Here is a 24,170-nt window from a genome sequence, read left to right on the forward strand (position 1 = left end):
CGATCGCCTCGTGCTTCGGCCCGCCGGCGCGTGCAACCACCGCCAGGAGCCGCTCGCCCACGCTGTTGAGGGCCAGCACGCCCGGCGTGTTGACGTCGCCGAGAACGCTGACCACGCTCGAATGCTGCTGGTTCAGGCTGACCACGACCTGCGGCTCCAACGCGCGCTTCTGCAGCCGGAAGACGATCTCCTGCTCGATCTGGGGGAGAGTCCGGCCGGCAGCGGCGATCTCGCCTGCATAGGGCACGCGGATGTTGCCTTGCTGGTCCACCGCCTGCGCCGGCAGATCGACGAAGTTGCCCGGACGGGCGCCGGCGGCGGTCGGCGGCGTGAACAGTCCGCCCGGTGCCGCTTCGAAAATCGAGACGTTCAGGACGTCACCGATCCCGGCGACCTGCACCGGCTTCGGCCGCTTGTCCGGAAACACGCCCTGGAAGGTAATGAGATTGGGCTGCGACAGGAAGCCGATGGTGTCAGAGCTGACATCGACCAGGGCATAGGGGAGCGCCGTGTTCGATCGGACGCTGGCGGTGGCATTGTCGCTGACCGCGTCGCTCGTCGGACCCGTCCCAGGCAGCCAGGAGCAGGCCGGCAGAACCGCCAGCAATGCGACGACCATCAGGGCGCGCGACCCCCGGCAAAGGCTGTAAGAACCGCGTGGGCTCACAGCGCCATCGCAGATCGAGGATCCGGCGAGGCCGGCCGATCCGCGCGCTCCGGACGGATTGATTAAATCGTTCAAACGCATCCCCGGATACGACAAAAATACGTTTCCCCACGCCACTCCCTCCGCCCCCCGGAGGAAGAACGCCGTCCTACCTAGTTCCCAACCTACCCGGCGGCCAATCCAGGCGAAAGCGCACCCCTGTTCGTCCAGGGCCGCTTTTGCCGCGCCGTGCCAATTAGGTCACAGTCTGGCCGCACCAAATTACCTTCATGGGGACTAGATCGTCACCGATGTGCCGAGCCTGCGGAGCGGCGTGGCTTCGACCTAATGGAACCCGTAAAATTCTAGACAGAAAGCCGTTGATCAACGGTTATCCGAGTCGTTCGCGCCACGCCTGAACGCAGGGGCGCAGGCGGTGCGTCGCCGCGTCGCACGACGCGAGCTTGCCGGGCCGGAACGGTCCCGGGCTGTCGGTCGTGTCATCGGCAGGGCCGGGCAGGGGGCAGCGGCCGGCTATCAGTTGTCCGCGGCTGCCATTCAAGTCTATGGTGCTGCAGCAGCCGCTGAGCGTCTTGCAAGGGGAGCACGTCGTTGTCGAACGTCATCAGGATCGCAGCCGTCACGCTTGCCGCTGCGCTTGCCGGCTTGCCTGGCACCGCGTCGGCGCGTGGGCTCTATCCGCTCACCGAGTGCGGCCCGGATCTCAGCCGGCTGTGCCGGCTGCACGGCGCGTTCGAGGCCACTCCGTTTCGCTACAATCTTGCGATCTATCCCGGGTGCATCCGGCGCGTGGCGGTGGAGACCCGCTGGGGTGCGCAGTATCGCCGCGCCGTGGTCTGCGGGGCGCCGCAACGACCGATGGTCTGGTGAGTTCGAGCCGTCTTTCGCGATGGAGCCGGGTGCTCTCTGTCTGTAGCCTCTCGGCGCCCCCCTATGGTCGCCCATGCGGAGCCGCGGGGAGTATCCAGTGGACGTAATCTACTGGTTGTGTTTTATATTTTTCACAATCTGAAATTAAATTATTTACTCGACCAATTGCGGAGACGATCGAAATAAAAAAGCGTCGCCAGAACACACTTAAGCTTCAATCGTCGCGGAATAAAGTGGGTTAATAAGTCCTTTCGGAGACGCGGTAAGAATTTACTGTAGCCGCAATGAGTACCGGAAGTGTTTAATATCTTGCCTTCAAGATGGTAAATTAACTTGTCGCGAGTGGTTAATTTAATCCTGATCCTCGAATTCGTGCGTTCCTGCGATGACAGTTCGCCGGCGTTCGATAAAAAATCCCTTAGAACTCGCAAGCGAGTGGGGTCCGTCCTTGTGTGACGAGCTTTGTACAGCGTTGATTGAGGATCATGTGATGGATATTGGCGGCGGCGGGCCATTGAATGCCGTTATGAAATCATTAAACAAAATACGTGCTACAAAATCTCGCTTCCGTCGGCTGGCGTCGGGCAATTCAAGCCAATCAGCTTTGCTCTCGCAGATCGAGCTCTGTGACATCCTCCTCAACGAAATTCGCTCGATCAGTTCCTGCGTGGAGAAGCGGGCGGAGAAGTCCGGTGCCCCCAGCCGCCGCCCGATGGCAAACAGGCGTCACCGCGGCACTGCTCACCTGGTGGCGCCGCGTCGCCCCGCGCCGGGCCGCACCAAGCAGCGGAAATGACGAGCAGCCCGCGTCATCGGTCGCCCCTCGGCGACCGATGACCTTTGGCGGCCAACAGTGCAATTCGCCGTTGCGCCGACGCCCAGGGAGCTGCAGCGGGGCGACGGCTACGACGCCTCGCAGTCCGACAGCGATAGCCTCTCGGCGGCCTTCCGGTGACCGAGTTCATCGAGATCTGCGTTTCAAGATTTTTCGCTGATTCGGAAATCATTGCCGAATGTATCCCGGAGGACGTCCGGGCGCCGGCAGAGAACGCACCGGTCTGCAGTCTTGCGGCCGATCCGCTTCGCAGCCGATCCGTTGTGTCCCGTGATCCCTGAGTGCAACCTGCGGGCGGCATTCTGAGCGGTGGGCAACGCGCGAGCATCCGGTGTCGGGCATAACGAAAGGCGGGCAGGGCGATCGTCGGCTCCCGGGACTGGTCCCTCCGGTCGACCGTGCCTTCATTCATTCAATCGATCGTCGGCAAGCCCCACCTCCAGCCGAAGCCGACAACGCTCCAGTGCGGCAATTCGTCATGGCGTGGGCGTGGGGCGTGTTTGCTCAGCGGAAGACGATGGTCGACGTTGGCAGGAGCATCAGTTCGATGTTCGGCAAATGAATGCATCTCGGCGGCTTCGTGGCATATTCCCGGTGTCGTGCGTAATTAAACCTGCATCCGGCATTTTGCGCGGATACAAAATATCTCGATCCGGGTTATCGGCTTCGTCGCTCGAATAGGTTGTATGCATTCGTCAGTCGCTGTGCATGACAGCGTGCGGCAAACGACTCGGCCGCGAAAATGCGTCTCACTCCGCCCTTGGGACTACGTGATTTCGGCGCGATCTTGCCGCATAGCAGCGAAAATCCGAGCCGATCTCGTCGATTTGATGTTTTCCAATCCCGTGCAGCCCGCCAAGGTCGCTCGGTGTAATTTGTACGCCACATTTTCTGCGAGCGGGGTTGCAGGTTGATATTTGATTGAGTTACAACCATTCGCGTCGGTCGAGTGAATATGACTGAAATATTCAGTTTTTCCGACAGCGAACCACTTGCGGATCGAAATACCGAATTATATGACATTAATCCGGCAGGATAGAGATCACAGATAAAGGTCGCTGTATGTCCACCAAGAAGATCGATTTCGAGACGATGTCTTTCGATGACCTCTGGTCGCTCCATGAGCAGATCAGCCAGATCCTCGCTGTGAGGATCACGTCGGAGAAGCGCGAGCTCGAACGTCGTCTGGCGGTTCTCAACCGCAGTCGCGGTGCCATCGAGGGGGCGACCAACGAAGGCGCGCAGTCCTACGGCTCCAGTGGCAAGGCGCGACGCAAATATCCGAGGGTCCTGCCGAAATATCGCAATCCGCAGACCTCCGAGACCTGGTCGGGCCGCGGAAAGCAGCCGCGCTGGCTGGTCGCTGCGATCAAGACCGGACATCGGATCGAGGAGTTCGCGATCAACGGCGCAAGTGCCCCGAAGGGCCGCCGTCAGCGGGCCTGATCGCTTGCGGTTCAGTCACCGCCCTGTTGTGCATGGCAATCGGCGTTGCTCGTAAAGCTTGCATCTGATTCGTCATCGCGGCATCGGCCGAACGGCACTCTCAGCGATGGTGACGACGAGATACTGGGACGCTCGTCAGTCTCGTGACCGCAGGGCGCCGGGCGCCGCCGGCCGGAAGATGAGCCCCACCACCGAACGATCTCCTGAGGTCAGCAGCGGCCGTGATCGGGCGGCATCCAGTGAATCGCGCGGGCGTCGCGTTTCCAAAGCCCGCAGCGTCCAGCCGCGCGACATTGACGACCATCGGGAAATGAAAGTGGTTGCGTACGATCGATTCTCTTCTGGAGCCTCGATCGGAAGCTCGCGCGACGCGTGCGCCGCAGAATCGCTTGGAGCTCTACACCCCGGAGCTAGTAGGCGTTGTCGCCGCGGATCAGCTCGATCGGCGTCCTGAGCAGGATGGCGATGTCCAGCGACAGGCTCCAATTGTCGATGTACCAGAGGTCGAACTCGACCCGTTGTTCGATGGACGCGCGGGTCGGTGTCGGTCCCCTGCAGCCGTGCACCTGGGCCCATCCCGTCAGCCCCGGCTTGACGCGCCGGCGGAACGCGTAATTGCGCACCAGCTTGTCGAATTCGTTGTCATGCGCCAGTGCGTGCGGACGGGGGCCGACCAGGGACATGCTCCCGTTCAGCACGTTGAGCAGCTGAGGCAGCTCGTCGATGCTGGTCCGGCGCAGCCATGCGCCCAGGCGGGTGAACCTGCTGTCGCCGATCCGGGCCTGAACGATGGAGGGGCCGTCCTCGAGCACGTACATGGTGCGGAATTTGTAGATCTGGAAGGCTCGGCCGTTGAAGCCGCAGCGCTGCTGTCGGAACAGCACCGGTCCCTGCGAATCGAGCTTGATGGCGATTGCGACCAGCAGCAGCAGCGGCGACAGCAGTGCCAGCGCCATTCCGGCCATCACGACGTCCATGAGCCGCTTCGTCGCGTGCTCGAGCGGGCTCATCAAGCCACGGTGCAACTCGACGCAGACGGCGCTGCCCAGTTCGCGGCGCGGACGCTTGAATATCTCCGAGGCCGTTCCGACGGGGACGAAGCTCACCGGAAACGGCAGAACTCTCAGCTCGGCGCCCAGCGTGCGCAGATCGGACCATGGGGCGGGACTGGCGCCGACCACGATCTCCTCGATGTCGGAGCCGCGCACATAATCGATCACGCTTGAAACGATATGTTGTCGCTGGTTGGGATCCGCGCCGGGCTCAGGAAGCAGGAAGTGCCTCTTGACGCGGAAGCCGGTATCCGTGAGCGCCTGAGCCAGGCCCGCATTGTCCTTGCCCGCGTCGTCGGTGATCAGCACGACGTTCCGGCCAGAGAACCGTTTCTCCGCCAAACCCTTCGCCAGCAGATATTCGGTGATTCGGCGATTCAGGATCAGCGCCATGATCCCGAAAATGGCGAACACGATGCTGGTGCCGCGCGAGAATTCGCTGCCGATCTTCAGCGCGAACAGGGCGCCGGCCAGCACGAGGAACGCGGTGATCCAGGTCAGGCAAGCCGCGCGGATCTGGCGTGGCAGGATCAGGAGCTCGGCCGGGCGATACATTCCCCGGATCTTCATCATCGAGACGAACAGGGCTGAGACCAGGATCGCCAGCCCGACCGATTTACTGACGTCGTTCGCCCCTGCAGCGTCCTGCAGGTGATACAGAAATCCGGACAGGACGCTGGATGCGGTGATGGTGGCGATGTCCGCCGCGATCGCGAAGGGCTCGACGGCGGCGTAATGGACCGGCCATTTGCGCCCTTGGAATTGCCGTTCCGCCAGGATGGCGGCGGGCATGCCGTTCCTATCGAGAGTCTCGGGCTGATCCGCGTAATGCATGGGAATATGGGTTGTTCGAAACTCGGTTAATATGGCGGCTCGGCCGTCATTATATAAATCAACATTTAATTTAAACAAATAAAATCGCCGGGGAAATGCGCTGCCGCGGCAGAATGGTCTCGCGATACCGTGCTGCGGTAGCAGGTGGCGGAATGCGACGGCCCCGAGCCGAAAAACGCCGAAAGGCTGCGTGATTTCAGAGGGCCGCGAACGGCATGCTCAGTCGGGCGATGCGGTCGGTCATACCAGGCGTGTGGCAGATTAATGTCGGTGAAACTGATATTTCAATGGCCGTCCCTGAAAATGCTGTTTAAAGTAGAAAATAATCGGGCTATTAAATTTGCGTGCGAGCCAAACGTTCGCCTGGCATTGGTTTTCCGCGACCGAGTCCGGCGAGCTTGGAAGATAATGATGCCCATTTCCAAGATTATGAATCCGAAGGACGTCGAGCCATGAAGGTCGTGTTGTTCTGTGGCGGACTTGGTACGCGGATCAGGGAATATTCCGAAAGCGTCCCGAAGCCGATGATTCCGATCGGCCATCAGCCCATCCTGTGGCATGTGATGCAGTACTACAGCCAGTATGGCCATCGGGACTTCGTGCTGTGCCTCGGCTACAAGGCCAACGTCGTCAAGGACTACTTCCTGAACTACAATCAGGCGGCCACCACCGACTGTACGATCTCGCAGTTCGGCAAGAAGGTCGAGCTGCTGGGCGAACGCCCGGCCGATTGGCGGGTCTCGCTGGTCGATACCGGCATCTGGCGCAACATCGGCCAGCGGCTGCGGGCCGTCCGTCACATGGTGCAGGACGAGGACATCTTCCTGGCCAACTACAGTGACGGCCTGACCGATGCGCCGCTCCCGGACATGATCGACAAGTTCAAGCGCAGCGGGATGATCGGCTGTTTCATCGCCATCCATCCGCCGATCAGCTTCCACCTCGCCGAGTTCGACGGCGACGGCAAGGTTGGTCGCATGGCCGCGAGCAACGATTCCGACATCTGGATCAACGGCGGCTACTTCATCTTCCGCAAGGAGATCTTCGACTACATCGAGGAGGGCGACGAACTCGTCGTGCAGCCGTTCAAGCGGCTCATCGACCAGGGCCTGCTGATGGCCTATCGCTACGAAGGATTCTGGCGGGCCATGGACACGCTGCGGGACCGCCAGGTGCTCGAGGAAATGATCGAGCGTGGCGACACCCCGTGGCATCTCGGCACCAGCCTTCCGGCGGTGGTCAACGGATGAGAGCGCTGCAGCTTGCCGGTCGTGGTGACCGGCTGTCGGTCCTGTGTCTCGGTGCGCATTCGGACGACATCGAGATCGGCGCAGGAGGCACGCTTCTGACCTGGCTCGACCAGGGCGTTCGCCTGGAGGTTCATTGGTGCGTGCTGAGCGGCAATGACGAGCGTGGCGTCGAGGCGAGGGCGTCGGCCGACGATTTTCTCGCGGAAGCGGCCGGCCGCAATCTCGACATCATGAATTTCCGCGACGGGTTTTTCCCGGAGCAGGGCGAGGAGATCAAGGCCTGGTTCGAGCAGCTGAAGGGCCGGATCAATCCCGACGTCATCCTCGCCCACCGCCGCGATGATGCGCATCAGGATCATCGCCAGGTCAACCGGCTGGTCTGGAACACGTTCCGCGATCATCTCGTGCTCGAATACGAAATTCCGAAATGGGATGGTGACCTCGGGCGGCCCAACATCTACATGCCGGTCTCTGAATTCGTCATGAAGCGGAAGGTCGCGTTGCTGATGTCGCATTTCGGCAGCCAGCGCTCCAAGCAGTGGTTCGACCCCGAAACATTCATGGGCCTGGCGCGGCTGCGGGGCATGGAATGCCGTGCTCCCGAGCGCTATGCCGAGGCGTTCGTCGTCCGCAAGCTGTCGCTGGGGTGATCGGCGCGGTCGGTCGCCGTTCGCGGCATCATAGGCGCATCAGTTTCTGAGAAGCGGCGGGCAGACATCACGGCCATCCTGCCGCGATGTCTCGGCGTGCGGACAAGCACCTCGGCTACAGCGTTGGTGCGAACCTGAGCGTCGTTATCCGACGCAGCCAGGCGAGCCAGCGGCTACGTCTTGACGCGTGGGCCGGCGCGATCGCGCTCAGCCGGCCGCACGCCTGGGAAGTTCGACGGCTTCGTGCGATGGCGGCGTCCCGATCGCCGTGGCCGGCACCTTCTCGAGCCAGACTTCGCGCCACCAGGCGAAGATGCCGCGCGGGCAGAACAGGCGGTTCTCGCTGTAGCGTGATTGGCAGTAGACGCCGTCGAGGATGACGGCGGGCGTCTTCATCCGCCTGATGTAGCCGGTCCGCTCGTCGATGAATTTCTCGACGCGGGTGCGCACCCGGAACACTTTTCCACAATAGGGCACCATCTCGGCGTCGAAGCCCATGCCGCGATTGTTGGTCTGCTTGTCGATGGTGGCGAGGATGTCCTTGTGCGGGCGCACGCGGACGAGGTCGCCCGGCTGCAGCCCGAGATGCGCGATCGGCGCGTCCTTGTCGGTTGCGAGGTCTCCACGCCGCCGCGGGAACGGCACGCCGCCCCACAGCGACTGGAAGCGGTCGTAGATCCATCGCGCCGGACGTCCGAGCCTCGGCCGGCGCGCCATCGTGGCGCCGACATAGGCGAAGTAGAGCAGGCCGCGGAACATCTTGCCCGCAGACACATTGCCGGACGCGATGTCCTCGGCATATTGCCGTGCGTCCCACCATTTGAGCGGCTGGGTGTAGCTCGGCAACTCGGTGGCCTGACAGGCATAGCGAGGACCTTTTCCCGGCGCCTGGTCGGACGACTTGGTCGCGTCCCACACGTCGCGCGCCGTGCATCCGCCGGACGGCTGGCGGGCTGCCGCATGGTCGCGGCCGGCCGCCGCGGCCTGGGCCGGGTCGACCGGGGACAGCCACGCCTCTTTCCAGAAGATCAGGCAGGCCGCCTGACAGCCGCCATAGGCCTCACCGTCGCAGCGAAGCTCGAGATGGACCGCGTTGGGCAGCCGCCGGCCGAGCCATTCGCCGGTGTTGTAGCCGGTCACCGTATCGCAGGTCTTGTGGGCGCGCTTGTAGACCTGGAAGCGCTGGCCGCACCATTTGAACATCTGGGGCATGAACGGCAGCCCTTCGAGGCGCCCGTTCGCATCGAGTGTAGCAAGGATCTCCTCCTTGCTGCGAACCTCAACCCAGTCGCCGGCCGATAGCGTCATGCTCTGTCTCTCAAATCTTCAAGGAATGCGTCTGAATTAAAGCAGGCGAGGTTTGCGGTTCCGATTTGTCGGATTCATGGCAAGCATTTAATTTGACGGAATATGATTAATTCGCGCGGCGGCCGGCGGCTGGCCCGCAGGTTGGCCGTCGTGCCGTATTTTGGCTTGAATCAAGTGCATTTGGCTGTCTCTCGGCTCGTCGCACTCGCGCCGCCGTCGGTGCTCCGGGGTGTGGATGGACTGGACGCGAGCAAATATAATCAATTATAATGCGATGCAGGTAATTTAAATCGTGCTTTGGTTGATGCGCAAGGGGTGACGAATTTGAGAGTGCTCATCACTGGAAACATGGGCTATGTCGGCCCCGAGGTCGCAAAGCATCTGCGGGCGCAGCGGCCGGATGCCATCCTGCACGGCTTCGACAATGCCTACTTCGCGCACTGCCTGACCGGAGCCCCGGTCCTTCCCGAGCGCTATCTCGACGAGCAGTTCCATGGCGACGTCCGCGAGATGTCGCTGGACCTGCGCGGCTACGATGCCGTGGTCCAGCTGGCTGCGATCTCGAACGACCCGATGGGCAATCGCTTCCAGGACGTGACGCTGGACATCAACCAGAACACCACCGTGTCGCTCGCCAAGGCGGCTGCGGCGGCGGGCGTAAAGAACTTCGTGTTCGCCTCGAGCTGCAGCGTCTACGGCATCGCCGACGGACCGCCGCGCAAGGAGAGCGACCCGCTCAATCCGATCACCGCCTATGCCAAGTCGAAGATCGGATCGGAGCAGGAGCTGGCGGCGATCGACACCGGCATGACCATCACATGCCTGCGCTTTGCGACCGCCTGCGGCATGTCGGATCGGCTGAGGCTCGATCTGGTCCTCAATGATTTCGTGGCCTGTGCGCTCACGCGCCGGCAGATCAGCGTGCTCTCCGACGGCACGCCGTGGCGCCCGCTGATCGACGTGGCCGACATGGCGCGGGCGATCGATTGGGCCGTCGACCGGCCGGCTGACACAGGCGGCCGCTTCCTCACCGTCAATGCCGGTTCGGACGACCGCAACTACCAGGTCAAGGATCTCGCCAACGCCGTGGCCGCTCGAGTGCCGGGCACCGATGTGTCGATCAATATCTCCGCGCCGGTGGACAGCCGCTCCTACAAGGTCGATTTCGGCCTGTACCGGAAGCTTGCGCCCGATCACCAGCCAAGGGTGACGCTGGAGCAGTCGATCAGGAATCTGATCGATGGCCTCAAGCGAATGAATTTCAAGGATGCCGATTTTCGCTCATCCGATCTGATCCGTCTCAAGGTCCTGCAGGACCATATGGAGACGTCCAGGATCAACGACCGGCTGCAATGGATCTGATGCCGCGCGGCGCGCCGGGCAGGCCTTCGCTTCGACCGATAGTGGAGAAACCATGGAACTGACCCTTCCCACGGCCGTGGGCGTCGCGCCCAAGTGCCGGCATTGCGGCGATGATCTCACGCTCAAGCTGATCGACCTCGGCGCCTCGCCGGTCGCCAACGACTACGTGGATCCGGCCAATTACATGCGGGCCGAGCCGTTCTACCCGCTGGAGACGTTCGTCTGCCGCGAGTGCCGTCTGGCACAGACGCGCGACCTCTTGGCCGCGTCCGAGATCTTCCGGGCGGACTATGCCTACTTCTCCTCGCATTCGACCTCGTGGCTCGAGCACGCGCGGAGCTATGTCGAAGTCGTGACCGAGCGCTTCAAGCTCGGTCCGGCATCGCGCCATGTCGAGATCGCATCGAACGACGGCTACCTGCTGCAATACTCGCTTCAGAAGGGGATCAGCTGTCTCGGCGTCGAGCCTTGCGAGAGCGTCGCGCTGGCTGCGCGCGCGAAGGGCATCGAGACCCGGGTCGAATTCTTCGGCCGTGGCTCCGCGACGCTTCTTCGGGAGGAGGGATGGTCGGCCGATCTGGTTACGGCGAACAACGTGCTCGCCCATGTTCCGGACATCAATGACTTCGTCGGCGGGGTCAAGATCCTGCTGGCTCCGGAAGGGGTCGCGACCTTCGAGGTCCAGCATCTGCTGACGCTGATGCAGCGGCACCAGTTCGATACGATCTATCACGAGCACTTTTCCTACCTGTCGCTGATCGCCGGCTTGCGCATCTTCGCCCGGGCGGGCCTGCGCGTGTTCGACGTCGAACTCCCCGAAACCCATGGCGGTTCGATCAGGTTCTTCGTCTGCCACGAGGGCGCGTCGCATGCCGAGAGCCCGAACGTCGCCGATGTCCTGGCGCGGGAGCGGGCCTACGGCCTGCACGAGGACGCGATCTACATGGCCTGGAACGAACAGGTCAAAGAGACGAAGCGCGCGCTTCTCGAACTCCTGACGGCGCTGAAGCGCGACAACAAGAAGATCGTCGCCTACGGCGCGCCGGCCAAGGGTGTCACGCTGCTCAACTACTGCGGCGTCCGGACCGATTTTCTCGACTTCACGGTCGATCGCGCCCCGTCCAAGCAGGGACGCTACATGCCGGGCGTACGCATTCCGATCCTGCCGCCGGAAGCGATCTTCGAAGCCAGGCCCGACTACGTCCTGATCCTGCCCTGGAACATCAAGAACGAGATCAAGGCGCAGATCGCGGAGATCCGCAACTGGGGCGGTCGTTTCATCGTGCCCGTGCCCAAGGCGACCATCGAGGATTAGCGGGCGTCATCGCTCGTCGTCGGGCGCCCTGCATACAGAGGGCGTCCCTTTGACGAGGAAATTGTCGAGATCGACGGCACCGCCGGATCATTGCGCGAAAGAGTTGTTGCCATGAGGTTTGTCCAGCTGGGACGGTCGGATGCGCGGCTGATCGAGCTCACGGTCCGCGCCGACGAGCGTGGCAGCTTCACGCGGACCTGGTGTGCGAAGACCTTCGCTGACGAGGGCATCGACTTCCAGCCGGTTCAGGGCAATAGCTCGGTGACCCGTATCAGCGGAAGCGTGCGCGGCATGCATTTTCAGCGCGCGCCGAAGCCCGACGCCAAGATCGTGCGCTGCTCCGCCGGACTCATCCATGACGTCATCGTCGATATCAGGCCGAATTCGCCGACGCGGGGCGAGATCTATGCCTGTGAGCTCGGGCCGACCACAGCGCGGATGCTCTACATTCCCGCAGGCTTTGCCCACGGCTTCCAGGCGCTCACCGACGACGTGACGGTCGAGTACCTGATGGGCATCGAATATGTCGAGGATCTGTCGGATGGTTTCCGCCACGATGATCCGATGATCGGGATCAAGTGGCCGCAGCCCGTGACCGTCCTGTCGGCGAAGGATGCCGCCTGGCCATTGCTTGCAGAACGAGGTCTGTGGTGAACCGGCACGTGCAGATGGCGGCAACGCCAGGCCATCGTGGCGGTCTGGACCGTAGGCCCGGAATCGACCTCCACGCGATGATCCGCGACATGTTTCCGATCAATCGGAGCCTTACCGGGGCGGGCGTTCGCCAAACGCTTGCGATCATCGCGCGCCATATCGATCTCACCGTTCACGAGGTGGCGACGGGCACCCCCGTGCTCGACTGGCACGTGCCGATGGAGTGGAATATCCGCGGCGGCACGATCAGAACGCTCGATGGGCGATGCCTGGTCGATTTCGCCCAGAATAACCTTCACATCATGGGGTACAGCAAGCCGGTTCACGGTGTTTTCAGCCGGGCCGAGCTCGCGCGCCACGTGCACGCGCTGCCGGATCAGCCCGACCTCATTCCATACCGCACCGGCTACTACGCCGATGATTGGGGTTTCTGTCTGCCCGACCGGCTCTGGCAGACGATGACGGACGATTCCTACCAGGTCGATATCGACAGCGATCTGTCGCCGGGCGCGATGACCTATGGCGAGTTCTTCGTTCCCGGCGAGACCCAGGACGAGGTCCTGATCACCTGCCACGTCTGCCATCCCAGTCTCGCCAACGACAATCTCTCGGGCATTGCCGTCGCGACCGCGCTGGCCGCGTTACGGGCAGGGCGACGAGGGCGGCTCGGCTATCGCTTCCTGTTCCTGCCGGCAACCATCGGCGCCATCACCTGGCTTGCACGCAACGAGGCGCGTCTCGATCGCATCGTGCATGGGCTGGTGCTGACCTGCCTCGGAGACGACGGCCCGTTCCACTACAAGCAGAGCCGCAGGGAAGGGGCGACGATCGATCGCGCCGTCGCACATGTCCTCGCCCAGGCCGGCGCGCCGCATGCGATCATGCCGTTCAATCCCTACGGCTATGACGAGCGTCAGTTTTGTTCGCCCGGCTTCGACCTTCCGGTCGGATGCTTCATGCGCGGCGTTCACGGCACTTTTCCGGAATATCACACCTCGGCAGATGACCTCGATTTCGTGAAGCCCGAGGCGCTCGACGGCTCCTTTGCCGTCTTGGACACGCTGTTGGACCTGCTCGATCGCGACTGCACCTATGAGCGCATCGATGGCCGAGGCGAGCCGCAACTCGGCCGGCGCGGGCTGTACCGCGCGATCGCTGGACAGCGCGAAGCCGGCGGCGCCACCCAGATGGACCTGTTGTGGTTCCTCAACCTGGCCGACGGCCGGCACAGCCTGCTCGATATGGCCATCCGTGCCGATGTCCCTTTCGGACGGATCGAGGCTGCCGCGCGGCTGGCCCTGGACGCCGATCTCGTCCGTCCAGTTGCCGCGCGTGAAGCGTGATGCGGTCGTTCGGGCTCAGTCGTGAGACCGCGGCGACCGGCCGCGCAGAGGCGCGCCAAGGAGGTGTCGATGGTCGACCAGCCTGACAAGCCGCGGGTTCTGATCTTTTCGCTGAGGAATATCTTCGGCAGGGCGCTCAACCGCGGCCCGCATTATGAGTTCGAAGACATCATCCGTGAGATCGATTCCGCCGAACTGGTCGCGCCAAAGGTCGACCCGGCCAGCCGACGTGCGAGCTTGGCCACCCGGCTCGCTTATCACGCACCTGTCGCACTGAACCCCGGCATCCCCAAAATAGCAGCCAAGGGGCCTTACGATCTCCTGTTCACGATCTGCGGCTTTCCGCAGGATCTGCTCATGTTCAATGCGGTGGAGCATCTGCGGGATGTCTGCAAGACTTCGGTCTGCCTTCTCGACGAGCTCTGGGCCAAGGACATCCACAAGCACCGCCATTTCCTGCCGATCCTCGCCAAGTTCGACGTCGTGCTTCAGTATCACAGCTCGAGCGTCAAGCCGCTCAGCGAGCTGATCGGGCCGCGATGCCGGTACTTTCCGCCGGGCGTGGATGCGAGCCTGTTCTGCCCCTATCCTGATCCGCCCGCGCGCGTGGTCGACGTCTACAGCATGGGGCGGCGGCCGGCCGCCGTGCATCAGAAGCTGCTCGGCATGGCCCGCGATGCCGGTCTGTTCTACGTCCACGATACGATCAGCGGGAGCCAGGCGATCGAGCCGCGGGAACATCGTGCGCAGGTCGCCAGCATCGCCAAGCGAAGCAGATACTTTCTGGTCAATCCCGGGAAGTTCGACAGCCCCGAGGAAACCGGCCATCAGGTCGAGTTCGGCTACCGCTATTTCGAAGGTGCGGCTTCCGGCGCCATCATGCTCGGCGAGCGACCGAACAACGCGGTATTTCCTGGCCTGTTCGATTGGCCGGACGCCGTGATCGAGGTGCCGCAGCAGTCCGGCGAGATCGACCGGGTGATCAGCGAACTGGATCGCGATCCCGGACGCCAGGACCGCATACGGCGCACCGGCATGGAGCAGGCGCTGATGCGGCATGACTGGGTGTATCGGTGGGAGACGGTCCTGGAGGCGGCCGGCCTGCGACCGCTGCCAGGGCTCGCCGCACGGAAGCATCGCCTCGCGACGCTGGCCGGCCTGGTTTCCGGCCATCGTCCAATCGGGCCGTCTGAATTTAATCATGAGCGGCGATTATCGGCACGGTGACATTTAATCCTTTTCTCCGCCACAAAGAAACGTCATCGATCCGCTGTTGCCCCGAACTTGGTGCAATCTTTTCGCGATAGCTCGTTTTCGACCGCTGGATATTTCATGCCGCTGATGGACCTGACCTGCGCGCGACACAGCATCCCAAGGTCCGCCGCCAAGACCAAAGGCGATTGATCCGACATGTCTGAAGTCGTCGCCGCCTATTTCGAAGAGCACCGGGAATCGAAGGATCTGGGACGCCGCGCCCTGCGCGGCGGCATCATCTCCATCGTCATTCAGTACGGCAACGCTGCGCTTCAGATCGTCGCCGCCATCGTTCTGGCCCGGCTGCTCGCGCCGGAGGATTTCGGTCTCGTCGCCATCGTCAGCGTGCTGACGAGCTTTGCTCCGCTCCTGATCGATTTCGGCCTGCTCGATGCGACGGCGCAGAGAAGCCGGATCACGCCGGCCCAGGTCAGCGGTCTCTTCTGGGTCAGCGCCGGCATTGGCGTGACGGTCGCTGTGATCGTCGCGGCGTGCAGTCCGTTGATTGCCTGGATCTACGGTGATCCGCGGCTGCAGCCCATCGCGCTGTGTATCGCGATCACCTTCGTGCTGTCCGGACTGACCAATCAGCACATGGCGCTGCTACGGCGCACGATGCAGTTCGGCCGCATCGGTCAGATTCAGCTGTTCGGCACGCTCACCGGCACCGTGGTCGCCATCGCCGCCGCGGTCGCCGGATACGGCTATTGGGCCCTGGTGCTGCGTCCGATCACGACGTCGGTCTGCGTCGTCGTTGCGGCATGGTCGGCCTGCCGCTGGCGCCCCGGTGCCCCGGTGTTCGACGACGAGGTCAAATCGATGGTCCGGTTCGGCCTCCACGTCGTCGGCTTCACCGTCGCCTACACGCTGTCCCGTGCCGTGGACCGGATCGCGCTCGGTCTGCTCTACCGGCCCGATCAGGTCGGCTATTACCAGAACGCGATGAACCTGTACGACAACTCGGTTTATGCCGCGCTCAATCAGACACATGCCGTCGGAAGCGCGGCCCTCAGCAAGCTGCAGTCGAATCCGGCCGCGCTGCGGCAGAAATACGAGGCGGCGCTCTCGATCCTGGCCTTTTTCCTGATGCCGGTTGCAGCGATCCTTTCCGTCACCGCCGAGGACCTGACCGTCGTCCTGCTGGGCCAGAAGTGGCAGGCCGCCGGTGCGCTGCTGAGCATCATCGCTCTGCGCGGCATCTCGCATGTGGTCGAGGGCTCGCAGGGCTGGCTGCATTTGTCGCTCGGGAGAGCCGACCGGTGGCAGACATGGGGCATCATCTCCCTCGTGGTGCAGGTGATAGCCGTGCTCGCCGGCCTGCCTTTTGGTCCGGTCGGGGTGGCCTGGGGTGTCGTGATCGGATGCTCGCTGATCGCGCTGCCGTCGGTCATCTATGCGGGCCGCCCGCTCGACATCGGCGCCGAGCTCGTGATCCGGGCCGTGGGTCCGCAGACGATCGGCGCGGTTGCGGCCACGGCCGCTGGCTGGTGGCTGCAAGCGGCGGTTCTGACCGGTTATCCCGCGTTGGTGCGCATGATCCTGTCGGGCTGCTTCTGCAGCTGTCTCTATCTCGCGGTTGTCGTCGGTGTGTTCCGGCACCGCGAGCCGCTCCGGATCGCAGGTACGATCATCCAGGATTTCATCAGGAAGCGATGACCAGCGGGTGAAAGCAGCCTCAGACTGCACGCGGCGGGTCCTATTAACCCTCGCCGTCAATTAAATTGAAATATATGATCCGGTCGTGATTTAATCGTTTTAAATGGCCATGCCCCACGACACCGCAATTTCCGATGTAGTCGACCTCCGGCCTGCGCCGCCGGCACGGCGCGATGTATCGCGGCCCCAGGACAGTGTCGGGGATCGGCGTCGTCTCAACATTCTCTACGTCTCGCACATGCCGGCAAGTCCGCCGCGGTTCGGGGCGCAGGCACGCATGCACGGACTGATGACGCAGCTCGCGCGCCGCCACGATCTCACGGCGGTGATGCTGGTGGACGACGCCTTCGATATCGACGAGTGCCAGCAGGCGATGCAGTCGTATTGCCGGGACGTCGTTCTGGTGCGCAATCCCGATGGGGGCGATGGTCTCGGCAAACGGCTCCTGCAGCTGCGCTCGCTGGTGTCGGTCAACAGCTTCGACCGGCTGCGCGTCGCACGGCCCGAACTGCAGCAGGTGCTGGATCGGGTGCTGCGCGCGACCCGGTTCGACATCGTCAACCTCGAGTTTCCCTACCTCGGTCAATTCGATTTCCGCCAGGCTCCGGCCGGCGAGAGACCGCCGCGGCTGATCGTGGACTCCCATGAGATCGCCTACGATCTGGCGCGGCAGTTTGCGGCCACCGGCGCCAGCGTCGGCCGCCGGCTCTATGCCGGTGCGAATTGGCGCAAGCTGCGCCGCGAGGAGCTCACGATCTATGGTGCGGCCGACGGCGTCTATCTGTGCAGTACGGATGACGAAAAGCGTCTGCACGACGATCTTCCCAACACCTGCACGGCGGTGATCCCGAACGCGGCCGATATCGAGTTCTATCAGCCACGCAGCACGGACCCGGCGCCGGACGGCCGCACCATCGTGTATTTCGGGCTGCTGTCGACCGTGCCGAACATCGATGCCGTCATCCACTTCGTCCAGGACATCTGGCCGCGCATCGCCGATGCGCATCCTGACGCGCGTTGCAAGATCATCGGTGGCCGGCCGCCGCCGTCGTTGCTGGAACTGGCGGGACCGCGGATCGAACTGACCGGCTTCGTTCCGGACCTGCGACCGCATCTCGCGTCAGCCGCGGCTATCGTCGTTCCGCTGCGCCTCGGTGGCGGAACGCGGCTGAAGATCGTCGAGGCGATGGCGATGGGCAAGGCGATCGTTTCGACCAGCCTGGGTGCGGAGGGGATCGAAGCCATGGCTGGGCGCGACATGCTGATCGAGAACGAGCCTGCAGCGTTCGCCGACGCCGTCAACCGGCTGCTTGCCGAGCCCTCGCTTGCGGCGCGCATCGGCAGCGCCGCGCGGCAGGTGGCCGTCGACAAATACGCGTGGAGCGCGGCCGCGCAGGCGCTGGAGAGCTTCTACCGCGAGATCCTGGAGACCACGCCGTCATGAAGGCCGCGCTCATCGGGGCCGGGCAGATCGCCCGCCAGCACCTGGCCTGCCTCAACACCCTGCCGGGAGTTCAACTCGCCGCCATCTGCGATCTGTCGCCGGCGACCGCGGAAGCTGCGGCCGAGCGCTATGCGATCCCGTCCTGGTACACCGATCACCGGGCGATGCTCGACGCGGTACGTCCTGACGTCGTGCATGTGACGACGCCGCCGACCTCGCATTTCCGCCTGGCGCTTGATGCGCTCGAGGCCGGTGCGCATGTGATCGTGGAGAAGCCGGCGACCTCGACCTTCGAGGAGCTGCAGATCCTGACCCTGCGCGCCAAGCAGACCGGTCGCCATGTCGTCGAGGACTACAACTACGTCTTCAACCGCGCGCCGCAGGAGATCCTGCGTCGCATCGAGACCGGCGAGTTCGGCGCGGTCACCCATGTCGACGTGCTGATCTGCCTCGACATCCTCGGCCCCGACGGCTTTGCCGATCCCAACTCGCCGCATCCGGCGCTCAACCTGGCCGGCGGCGCGATCGCCGATTTCCTGCCGCATCTCGCCTCGCTGTCGCATGCGTTCCTCGGTCCGCATCGCAATGCGCAGACGGTCTGGAGCAAGCGCAAACCGTCGCCGCTGCCGTTCGACGAGTTTCGCTGCGTGGTCGAGGCCGAGCGCAGCACGGCGACGCTCGGCTTCAGCGCGAGCGCGCAGCCGGATGCCTTCTGGCTGCGGGTCTATGGCGAGCGGATGCAGGCCACCGCCAATCTGTTCGAGACGCGGCTGACCTTCGACGGACCGCGCAACGTGCCGAAGCCGCTGCGCCCGTTCTTCAGCGGCCTGGAGGAGGGCGGCGACATCCGGCGTGCGGCGCTGTCGACCTTGCTGCGCAAGTTCAAGGGCCCGGGCGCCTATGAGGGGCTATGGGAATGCCTGGCGCGCACCTATCAGGCGCTGGCCGCGGGCGTAGCGTTGCCGATCACGAGTGAAGACGTGCTCGAGGTGAACCGCATGGTGGAGGCGATGAAGCCGAGGGAGCAGGTGAAGATGAAGGAGCCGGCGATATGAAAGCGCTCGTCACCGGCGCCAATGGCTTTCTCGGCCGGCACGTCGTCAACGCGTTGCTCGCGCGTGGCATCGAAGTTCGCGCCATGGTGCGTCCTGCGACCCGCGTGGAGCCGCTCGGCTGGCCGTCGTCCGTCGATATCGTCAGGGCCGACCTGCGCACGTCGCGTGATCTTGCTGATGCATTCGAGAATGTCGATGTGCTGATCCATCTGGCGGCCGTGGTCTCCGGAGGCGAGGACGCGCAGTTCGCCGGCACGGTCGGTGGCACCGAGCGGCTGCTCGAGGCGATGTCGGGCACGGCGTGTCGCCGGCTGGTGCTGTGCAGCAGCTTCTCGGTCTACGACTACACGGCGACGCGCGATGTGCTCGATGAGACTTCACCGCTGCAGCAGACGCCTGATGTCTACACCCGCGGCGGCTACACCGTCGCCAAATGGTGGCAGGAGCGGGTGACGCGCCGCTACGTCGAGAAGCACGGCTGGGATCTCACCGTGCTCCGCCCTGGATTCATCTGGGGACGGGAGCACGGCTATCTCGCGGCGCTGGGACAGCAGATCGGACGACATCACGTCGTCATCGGGCCGTTGACCCGCATCCCGATGACCCATGTCGAGAACTGCGCCGACGTCTTCGCCTTGGCGGCCGCCGACGCTCGCGCGCGCGGTCAGACGCTGAACATCGTCGATGGTCCGGGCGAGCAGGTCTGGACCTATTTGTCCGATTACCTCAGCGGAAGTGGTGAGCGCGGCTTGCGGCTGCCTGTTCCTCATTGGCTCGCCAGTGCGATCGTGCGGCTGGCCTTCGCCACCGTCTTCAGGCGGGCGACGAAGGTGCCGGCGATCCTGACGCCCAAGAAGTTCGATGCGATGCTCAAGCCGCTGCGCTTCGACAATCGAAGGCTGAGAGAGACGCTCGGCTGGACCCCGCCGCTCGACTACAAGCAATGCCTGGCGCGGACCTATGGCCCGGTGCCGACGCCGGCCGAAGCGCCAGCGTCGTGGTCTCCCGGAACGCCTGCGTCGATTTGAGCTCCGCGATGATCAGGCGACGACGAGGTGAAGCGCTGCTGTCATCGAGATTGGCGAGCTCTGCGTCGCATATGTTCTGCATCCTTCGTCATTGTGATCAGCACATTGCAAACGGAACGGCCTGATGTGTGGCATCGCCGGGATCATCGGCCGAACGGATGACGCCAACCGCGCAGCGCTGCAGCGGATGAACGACGCCATGCTGCACCGGGGACCGGATGCCGGAGGCACGTGGGCCTCGGAGCCGGACGAGCGTGGTTGGGGCGCGCTGCTCGCGCACCGCCGCCTGGCCATCCTCGATCTGTCGCCTGCCGGCGCGCAGCCGATGACGGACCCGGTGACCGGGCACGTCATCGTCTTCAATGGTGAGATCTACAACTTCGCCGATCTGCGGCAACGCCTGATCGCCGGGGGGCAGCAGTTCAGCTCCACCGGCGACACCGCGGTGATGTTGCGCGCGCTCGGCCTGCACGGTCCCGAAGCCGTGGCGTGGCTGCGCGGCATGTTCGCATTCGCCTGCTGGGATCCGCGTGAGCGCCGGCTGCTGCTGGCGCGCGATCCCCTCGGCATCAAGCCGCTCTATGTTGCCCGCGCGACAAGTCCAGACGCCGGCTGGTCGCTGGCCTTCGCGTCGGAGCTGCGCGCTCTGCTGGCGTCGGGTCTCCTGGGCAAGGCGCAGCTCGATCCGCAGGGGCTCGCCAGCGGGGTGTGGAACGGCTTTGTCGTCGGCCCCGGCACGGCGGTGAGGGGGGTCGAGCTGCTGTCTCCCGGACATCTGACCGTGTTTGACGGCGTCGGAAACACGCTCCGCGACGAGGATTTCTGGTCGATCCCAGGACATACGCCCGAACCGAGCATGGATGAGGAGCAACTGGCCGACGTGCTGGAGGAGGGGCTGCGGCTGCATCTGGCCAGCGACGTGCCGCTGGCTGTCTTCCTGTCGGGCGGTATCGATTCCTCGGTCATGGCCAATCTGGCGCAGCGCGCGGCGAAGAGCCCGATCCACACCTTCACGCTGGCGTTCGAGGAGCAGGAGCTGAACGAGGGGCCGATCGCGCGGCAGATTGCGACAGCCATCGGCACAGAGCATCACGAGGTGGTGCTGACCGAGCAGCACTTCGTCGACAATCTCGACGCCGCGCTCGACAGCCTCGACCAGCCGACCTTCGATGGCCTGAACTCCTACTACATGTCGCACGCGATCCGCGGCGCCGGCTTCACGGTGGCGCTCTCGGGGACAGGGGGCGACGAGCTGTTTGGCGGCTATACGTCGTTCCGCGACCTGCCCGTCCTGCAGCGATGGTCGCAACGAACCGCATGGGTACCGGCCGGCTTGAAGGTGGCCGCGGCAGCGCTGGCCTCGCGGATGCTGTCGCCGTCCGGCAGCGCCGTCGCCTCGCAGACGCGCTGGGCCAAGCTCCCCGACATGGTCCGCCGCAGCGATGATCTAATGGCGCTCTATCAGATGGCGTATGCGCTGTTCCTTCCCGGCTTCCAGCGCGAGCTGCTGGCGCCAGACCTCGTGGCGACATTGAGCGACGGACTGCCCGCCGCGATGAAGGCGAAGCTGAACCGGGAGACCCGCGCGCGCACACCGCTTTCAGCGATCAGCGTCATGGAGCAGCGCCTGTTCCTCGGCGAGCGGCTGTTGCGTGACAACGACGTCGCGAGCATGGCGGCCTCGCTGGAGCAGCGTGTGCCGCTGGTGGATCAGGTGCTGTTCGAAAGCGTCGATCGGCTGCCGGACCAGAAACGCTATGAGCCGTTGCGCAGCAAGGCGATGCTGAGGCGAATCGGCCTGCGCGGACTGGACCCGGCCTTGTTCGATCGGCCGAAGAGCGGCTTCGTGCTGCCGCTGGATCGCTGGATTCGCCGTGGTCTGCAGGACGCGATGGATCAGACGTTGCGCGATCCGCAGGCGGTTGCGCCGGTTGGCCTCGACCCTGCAGCCGTGGAGCGGCTCTGGCGCGCCTTCCTGGACGGCGCACCGGGCCTCTATTGGTCACGCGTGTGGTCGATCTACGTGTTCGTGCGGTGGTGTCACCGCCACCGCGTGTTCCGCTGAGACGAGAGGGACGTGCGGGGTGCCCCCGTCATCATCTCGGTGCTGCTGTGACGATGACGATCGAACCCCTGGCCCCTTGCGCCAGCCGGACGTCGCCCTGACGAACCTTTCATGCAACGCGCCGACATTCTCGGCATCGAACAAGGTGTGATGCTTGCCTGGAATGTCGGCGATGTCGATATCGGGACATCGCCGTCGCCATGCTTGATCGTGTTCTGCTGCAAATCCGGTGCGCAGCAGGATGGTGGGCGCTCCCAATGTGACGGGATTTCGATCGGCCGATCCCATCCAGGGGGCAACGATCCTGATCAGGAGACGCATGCTGAGCTCCTGCTCGAAGATCGGATCGAGCGCGAACAGCAGCGGCAATCCTGGGGAGCAGCGTCGAGCGATCCAGGGCAGCCGATCGCCTGGCGCCCTCGCCAGACTGCGCCACAACCTCGAACGCATGAAACGCGCGAGATCGCCCAGGCGGAAGCCACGCAGTTGTTCCAACGCCAGCTCCAGAGCGCGCCGCTTCCATCCTGGCGAGGGGCGCGACGATTCGATCATCGTTGAATCGATGGCGCACAGACCGGCGATGTCACGGCCCTGCGCCTGAAGCCGAAGGCCGACCGCGTAGCCAAGGTGCCCGCCGATCGAGACGCCGACGATTCTGATCGGTCCGGCCGGTATCGTTGCTGCGATCTTGACCGCGATGTCGTCGATCAGCGCGTCCGCCGAGTAGCCTTCCGTGATGTAGCGTCGCCATCCCGGATAGTCGATCACCATGATGTCGATGAGATCATCGGGACCGTTCCGAAATACGTTTAGGTCGGGTGCGTCACCACCCGCTGCGGGCAGGAATGCTATCGCGGCACGCGGACTCATGCGGCCAGCGATGCTTTCGGTGCGATGCGACCGGACAGGACATGCGCGCTATAGTCTGCGCCCACCACGAATCGGAACAGCGGTCCGAAACTCATTGCCGATGCCGGACCGATGAAATGAAGTCCCGGCACCGACGATTCGAACGAGGCGTCGAGCCTCGGATAGCGCTTCAGGCGCGTGATTGAGGCGCGCATTTCGTCTTCGATGAAAGAGAGGCGGTCGACGTCGATATCATAGCCGGTGCCGGCCACGACGTGGTCGACCACGAGCCGTCGTTCGAGGTTGTTCTTTGACGTATCGCGCAATGTCAGCGCCACGCGCCCGTCGGCTTCAAGCGCCTGGACGACATTGATGCTGCAATGAATCGGAAACTTGTCTTCGACGCGGCTGCGAAGCCACCATGCGCCCTCTGGCGGGAGATGGTTGCGCGTAAAGCGTGTGCGCCACGTGTCGGGCAAGCTGTGCATGGCTCCCGGAAAATGCGTCAAGGTCCAGGCCTTGGGGCCGGTCCCCAGACCTGCAATGGGCGAGCGCATTCGTCGCCACAGGCTGCGCTCGCGCGACACGCGGGTCTGCCAGAAAATTTCGTCTTCGCGCACCAGGAGCTGCGGCCGCGCGCCCGCCTCGAAGAGCAGCGCAGCGGCCTCGAGCGCGGATTGTCCGGCGCCGACGACGGCGATGTCGCGCCCCTTGAAGGCGGCGAAGCTGCTGACATCGGAGGTATGGACGACCAGCGGAGTGGGTAACGTCGCGAGGAGATCAGGGACGTATGCAAATCCCGACAGCCCCGTCGCGATCACGACGCGCTCAGCCTCGCAGCGGCTGCCGTCAGCGAGGCTGAGACCAAAGCCGCCGGCCTGGCGATCGAGGCGCGCGACGTCGATGTCCTCGACCCAGGGCACGACGTTCTGCTGAAACCACTGGCCGTACGCCGCGAAGTTCTGCATCGAGCACGGCTCGAACGTCTCGAGCCCGCGCGGCCCGTTGTAGTCGGCAAAGCTGTAGCCGGGCATCGGCGCCGAGATGTTCGTCCCGAAGCAGTACGATTTCAGGTATCGGTCGCCGCCGGTCTCGGCGATGCGCGACCAGAACTGCATCGGACGTCCAAAAATGCGGTGGTCGATGGCCTGCCCGGCGAGGTGTGCGGCGAGCGAAAGACCGTAGGGTCCCGCTCCGATGATTGCGACTGAGACCTTCTTCACGAGCGCTGCC

At 63.9% G+C, this 24,170-nt stretch carries 20 protein-coding genes (1 of these 20 running past the window's edge); 15 read left to right on the top strand and 5 right to left on the bottom strand.

The window, feature by feature from the left end:
• A protein-coding gene (locus tag S58_RS13930) for a polysaccharide biosynthesis/export family protein (RefSeq protein WP_015665964.1) crosses the window boundary here: on the bottom strand, nt 1-619 show its 5' portion. It extends 563 nt beyond the left edge of the window; only the first 619 of its 1,182 coding nucleotides appear in the window; it begins with the start codon at nt 617-619; its stop codon lies off the left edge, out of view.
• A gap of 639 nt (nt 620-1,258) precedes the next feature.
• Between S58_RS13930 and S58_RS13935 the strand changes: the two genes are divergently transcribed.
• The 3 genes from S58_RS13935 to S58_RS13940 all read left to right on the top strand — a co-directional run bounded on the left by S58_RS13935 (nt 1,259) and on the right by S58_RS13940 (nt 3,818).
• Nucleotides 1,259-1,537, top strand: coding sequence for a hypothetical protein (locus tag S58_RS13935; protein ID WP_015665965.1), 279 nt, complete (start codon nt 1,259-1,261; stop codon nt 1,535-1,537).
• A gap of 448 nt (nt 1,538-1,985) precedes the next feature.
• Entirely contained in the window at nt 1,986-2,333 is a 348-nt protein-coding gene (locus S58_RS36425) for a hypothetical protein (RefSeq protein WP_244440762.1), read from the top strand.
• A 1,101-nt stretch (nt 2,334-3,434) separates the two neighbouring features.
• Nucleotides 3,435-3,818, top strand: coding sequence for an H-NS histone family protein (locus tag S58_RS13940; RefSeq protein WP_015665967.1), 384 nt, complete (start codon nt 3,435-3,437; stop codon nt 3,816-3,818).
• Nucleotides 3,819-4,228: 410 nt separating this feature from the next.
• Here S58_RS13940 and S58_RS13945 read toward each other — a convergent pair whose 3' ends face one another.
• The gene (locus S58_RS13945) at nt 4,229-5,704 is read right to left on the bottom strand and encodes an undecaprenyl-phosphate glucose phosphotransferase (protein ID WP_052351209.1); all 1,476 of its coding nucleotides are present in this window, start codon (nt 5,702-5,704) and stop codon (nt 4,229-4,231) included.
• Between the two features lie 452 nt (nt 5,705-6,156).
• Here S58_RS13945 and S58_RS13950 point away from each other — a divergent pair, with 452 nt between their 5' ends.
• A complete protein-coding gene (locus tag S58_RS13950) occupies nt 6,157-6,954 on the top strand; it encodes a sugar phosphate nucleotidyltransferase (RefSeq protein WP_015665969.1) in 798 nt (265 codons plus the stop codon).
• Nucleotides 6,951-7,604: a PIG-L deacetylase family protein gene (locus tag S58_RS13955; RefSeq protein WP_015665970.1), complete on the top strand. Its 654-nt coding sequence runs from the start codon at nt 6,951-6,953 to the stop codon at nt 7,602-7,604. The genes S58_RS13950 and S58_RS13955 overlap by 4 nt, the downstream gene beginning before the upstream one ends.
• Nucleotides 7,605-7,811: 207 nt before the next feature.
• On the opposite strand, the gene S58_RS13960 is transcribed toward S58_RS13955, so the two are convergent.
• Nucleotides 7,812-8,912: a hypothetical protein gene (locus S58_RS13960; protein WP_015665971.1), complete on the bottom strand. Its 1,101-nt coding sequence runs from the start codon at nt 8,910-8,912 to the stop codon at nt 7,812-7,814.
• A gap of 324 nt (nt 8,913-9,236) precedes the next feature.
• Here S58_RS13960 and S58_RS13965 point away from each other — a divergent pair, with 324 nt between their 5' ends.
• The 10 genes from S58_RS13965 (at nt 9,237) to asnB (ending at nt 22,088) form a co-directional block, all read left to right on the top strand.
• A complete protein-coding gene (locus S58_RS13965; RefSeq protein ID WP_042340734.1) occupies nt 9,237-10,274 on the top strand; it encodes an NAD-dependent epimerase/dehydratase family protein in 1,038 nt (345 codons plus the stop codon).
• A 52-nt stretch (nt 10,275-10,326) separates the two neighbouring features.
• On the top strand, nt 10,327-11,589 hold the full coding sequence (locus tag S58_RS13970) for a class I SAM-dependent methyltransferase (protein WP_015665973.1): 1,263 nt from the start codon (nt 10,327-10,329) through the stop codon (nt 11,587-11,589).
• A gap of 111 nt (nt 11,590-11,700) precedes the next feature.
• Nucleotides 11,701-12,243 carry a dTDP-4-dehydrorhamnose 3,5-epimerase family protein gene (locus tag S58_RS13975; protein ID WP_015665974.1) on the top strand — a complete coding sequence of 181 codons (543 nt, stop codon included), beginning with the start codon at nt 11,701-11,703 and terminating at the stop codon, nt 12,241-12,243.
• 77 nt (nt 12,244-12,320) lie between these two features.
• Complete coding sequence (locus tag S58_RS13980) at nt 12,321-13,586, top strand: DUF4910 domain-containing protein (RefSeq protein ID WP_015665975.1); 1,266 nt, start codon at nt 12,321-12,323, stop codon at nt 13,584-13,586.
• Nucleotides 13,587-13,655: 69 nt separating this feature from the next.
• Nucleotides 13,656-14,813: a glycosyltransferase family protein gene (locus S58_RS13985; RefSeq protein ID WP_015665976.1), complete on the top strand. Its 1,158-nt coding sequence runs from the start codon at nt 13,656-13,658 to the stop codon at nt 14,811-14,813.
• Between the two features lie 183 nt (nt 14,814-14,996).
• Nucleotides 14,997-16,496 carry a lipopolysaccharide biosynthesis protein gene (locus tag S58_RS13990; RefSeq protein WP_015665977.1) on the top strand — a complete coding sequence of 500 codons (1,500 nt, stop codon included), beginning with the start codon at nt 14,997-14,999 and terminating at the stop codon, nt 16,494-16,496.
• 103 nt (nt 16,497-16,599) lie between these two features.
• On the top strand, nt 16,600-17,940 hold the full coding sequence (locus S58_RS13995; protein ID WP_015665978.1) for a glycosyltransferase family 4 protein: 1,341 nt from the start codon (nt 16,600-16,602) through the stop codon (nt 17,938-17,940).
• Entirely contained in the window at nt 17,937-18,995 is a 1,059-nt protein-coding gene (locus S58_RS14000) for a Gfo/Idh/MocA family protein (protein ID WP_015665979.1), read from the top strand. Before S58_RS13995 ends, S58_RS14000 begins: the two co-directional genes overlap by 4 nt.
• The gene (locus S58_RS14005) at nt 18,992-20,023 is read left to right on the top strand and encodes an NAD-dependent epimerase/dehydratase family protein (protein ID WP_015665980.1); all 1,032 of its coding nucleotides are present in this window, start codon (nt 18,992-18,994) and stop codon (nt 20,021-20,023) included. The genes S58_RS14000 and S58_RS14005 overlap by 4 nt, the downstream gene beginning before the upstream one ends.
• 124 nt (nt 20,024-20,147) lie before the next feature.
• Nucleotides 20,148-22,088 carry an asparagine synthase (glutamine-hydrolyzing) gene (gene asnB, locus S58_RS14010; protein WP_015665981.1) on the top strand — a complete coding sequence of 647 codons (1,941 nt, stop codon included), beginning with the start codon at nt 20,148-20,150 and terminating at the stop codon, nt 22,086-22,088.
• Here the strand turns inward: asnB and S58_RS14015 are convergent.
• Both S58_RS14015 and S58_RS14020 read right to left on the bottom strand, forming a co-directional pair.
• Nucleotides 22,026-22,958: a thioesterase domain-containing protein gene (locus tag S58_RS14015; RefSeq protein ID WP_015665982.1), complete on the bottom strand. Its 933-nt coding sequence runs from the start codon at nt 22,956-22,958 to the stop codon at nt 22,026-22,028. The genes asnB and S58_RS14015 overlap by 63 nt on opposite strands.
• Nucleotides 22,955-24,160, bottom strand: coding sequence for an NAD(P)-binding domain-containing protein (locus S58_RS14020; RefSeq protein WP_015665983.1), 1,206 nt, complete (start codon nt 24,158-24,160; stop codon nt 22,955-22,957). The genes S58_RS14015 and S58_RS14020 overlap by 4 nt, the downstream gene beginning before the upstream one ends.
• Between the last annotated feature and the right edge of the window lie 10 nt (nt 24,161-24,170).

Source organism: Bradyrhizobium oligotrophicum S58 (genome assembly GCF_000344805.1).
GTDB classification, from domain to species: domain Bacteria; phylum Pseudomonadota; class Alphaproteobacteria; order Rhizobiales; family Xanthobacteraceae; genus Bradyrhizobium; species Bradyrhizobium oligotrophicum.

Bases quoted from the DNA above. Each gene is read 5' to 3' on its own strand.
- S58_RS13995 (WP_015665978.1), top strand. From the start codon at position 16,600: ATGGCCATGCCCCACGACACCGCAATTTCCGATGTAGTCGACCTCCGG.
- S58_RS13960 (WP_015665971.1), bottom strand. From the start codon at position 8,912: ATGACGCTATCGGCCGGCGACTGGGTTGAGGTTCGCAGCAAGGAGGAG.
- S58_RS13970 (WP_015665973.1), top strand. From the start codon at position 10,327: ATGGAACTGACCCTTCCCACGGCCGTGGGCGTCGCGCCCAAGTGCCGG.
- asnB (WP_015665981.1), top strand. From the start codon at position 20,148: ATGTGTGGCATCGCCGGGATCATCGGCCGAACGGATGACGCCAACCGC.
- S58_RS13940 (WP_015665967.1), top strand. From the start codon at position 3,435: ATGTCCACCAAGAAGATCGATTTCGAGACGATGTCTTTCGATGACCTC.
- S58_RS13985 (WP_015665976.1), top strand. From the start codon at position 13,656: ATGGTCGACCAGCCTGACAAGCCGCGGGTTCTGATCTTTTCGCTGAGG.
- S58_RS13950 (WP_015665969.1), top strand. From the start codon at position 6,157: ATGAAGGTCGTGTTGTTCTGTGGCGGACTTGGTACGCGGATCAGGGAA.
- S58_RS14005 (WP_015665980.1), top strand. From the start codon at position 18,992: ATGAAAGCGCTCGTCACCGGCGCCAATGGCTTTCTCGGCCGGCACGTC.
- S58_RS13945 (WP_052351209.1), bottom strand. From the start codon at position 5,704: ATGCATTACGCGGATCAGCCCGAGACTCTCGATAGGAACGGCATGCCC.
- S58_RS13990 (WP_015665977.1), top strand. From the start codon at position 14,997: ATGTCTGAAGTCGTCGCCGCCTATTTCGAAGAGCACCGGGAATCGAAG.
- S58_RS14015 (WP_015665982.1), bottom strand. From the start codon at position 22,958: ATGAGTCCGCGTGCCGCGATAGCATTCCTGCCCGCAGCGGGTGGTGAC.
- S58_RS13980 (WP_015665975.1), top strand. From the start codon at position 12,321: ATGATCCGCGACATGTTTCCGATCAATCGGAGCCTTACCGGGGCGGGC.
- S58_RS13955 (WP_015665970.1), top strand. From the start codon at position 6,951: ATGAGAGCGCTGCAGCTTGCCGGTCGTGGTGACCGGCTGTCGGTCCTG.
- S58_RS13975 (WP_015665974.1), top strand. From the start codon at position 11,701: ATGAGGTTTGTCCAGCTGGGACGGTCGGATGCGCGGCTGATCGAGCTC.
- S58_RS14000 (WP_015665979.1), top strand. From the start codon at position 17,937: ATGAAGGCCGCGCTCATCGGGGCCGGGCAGATCGCCCGCCAGCACCTG.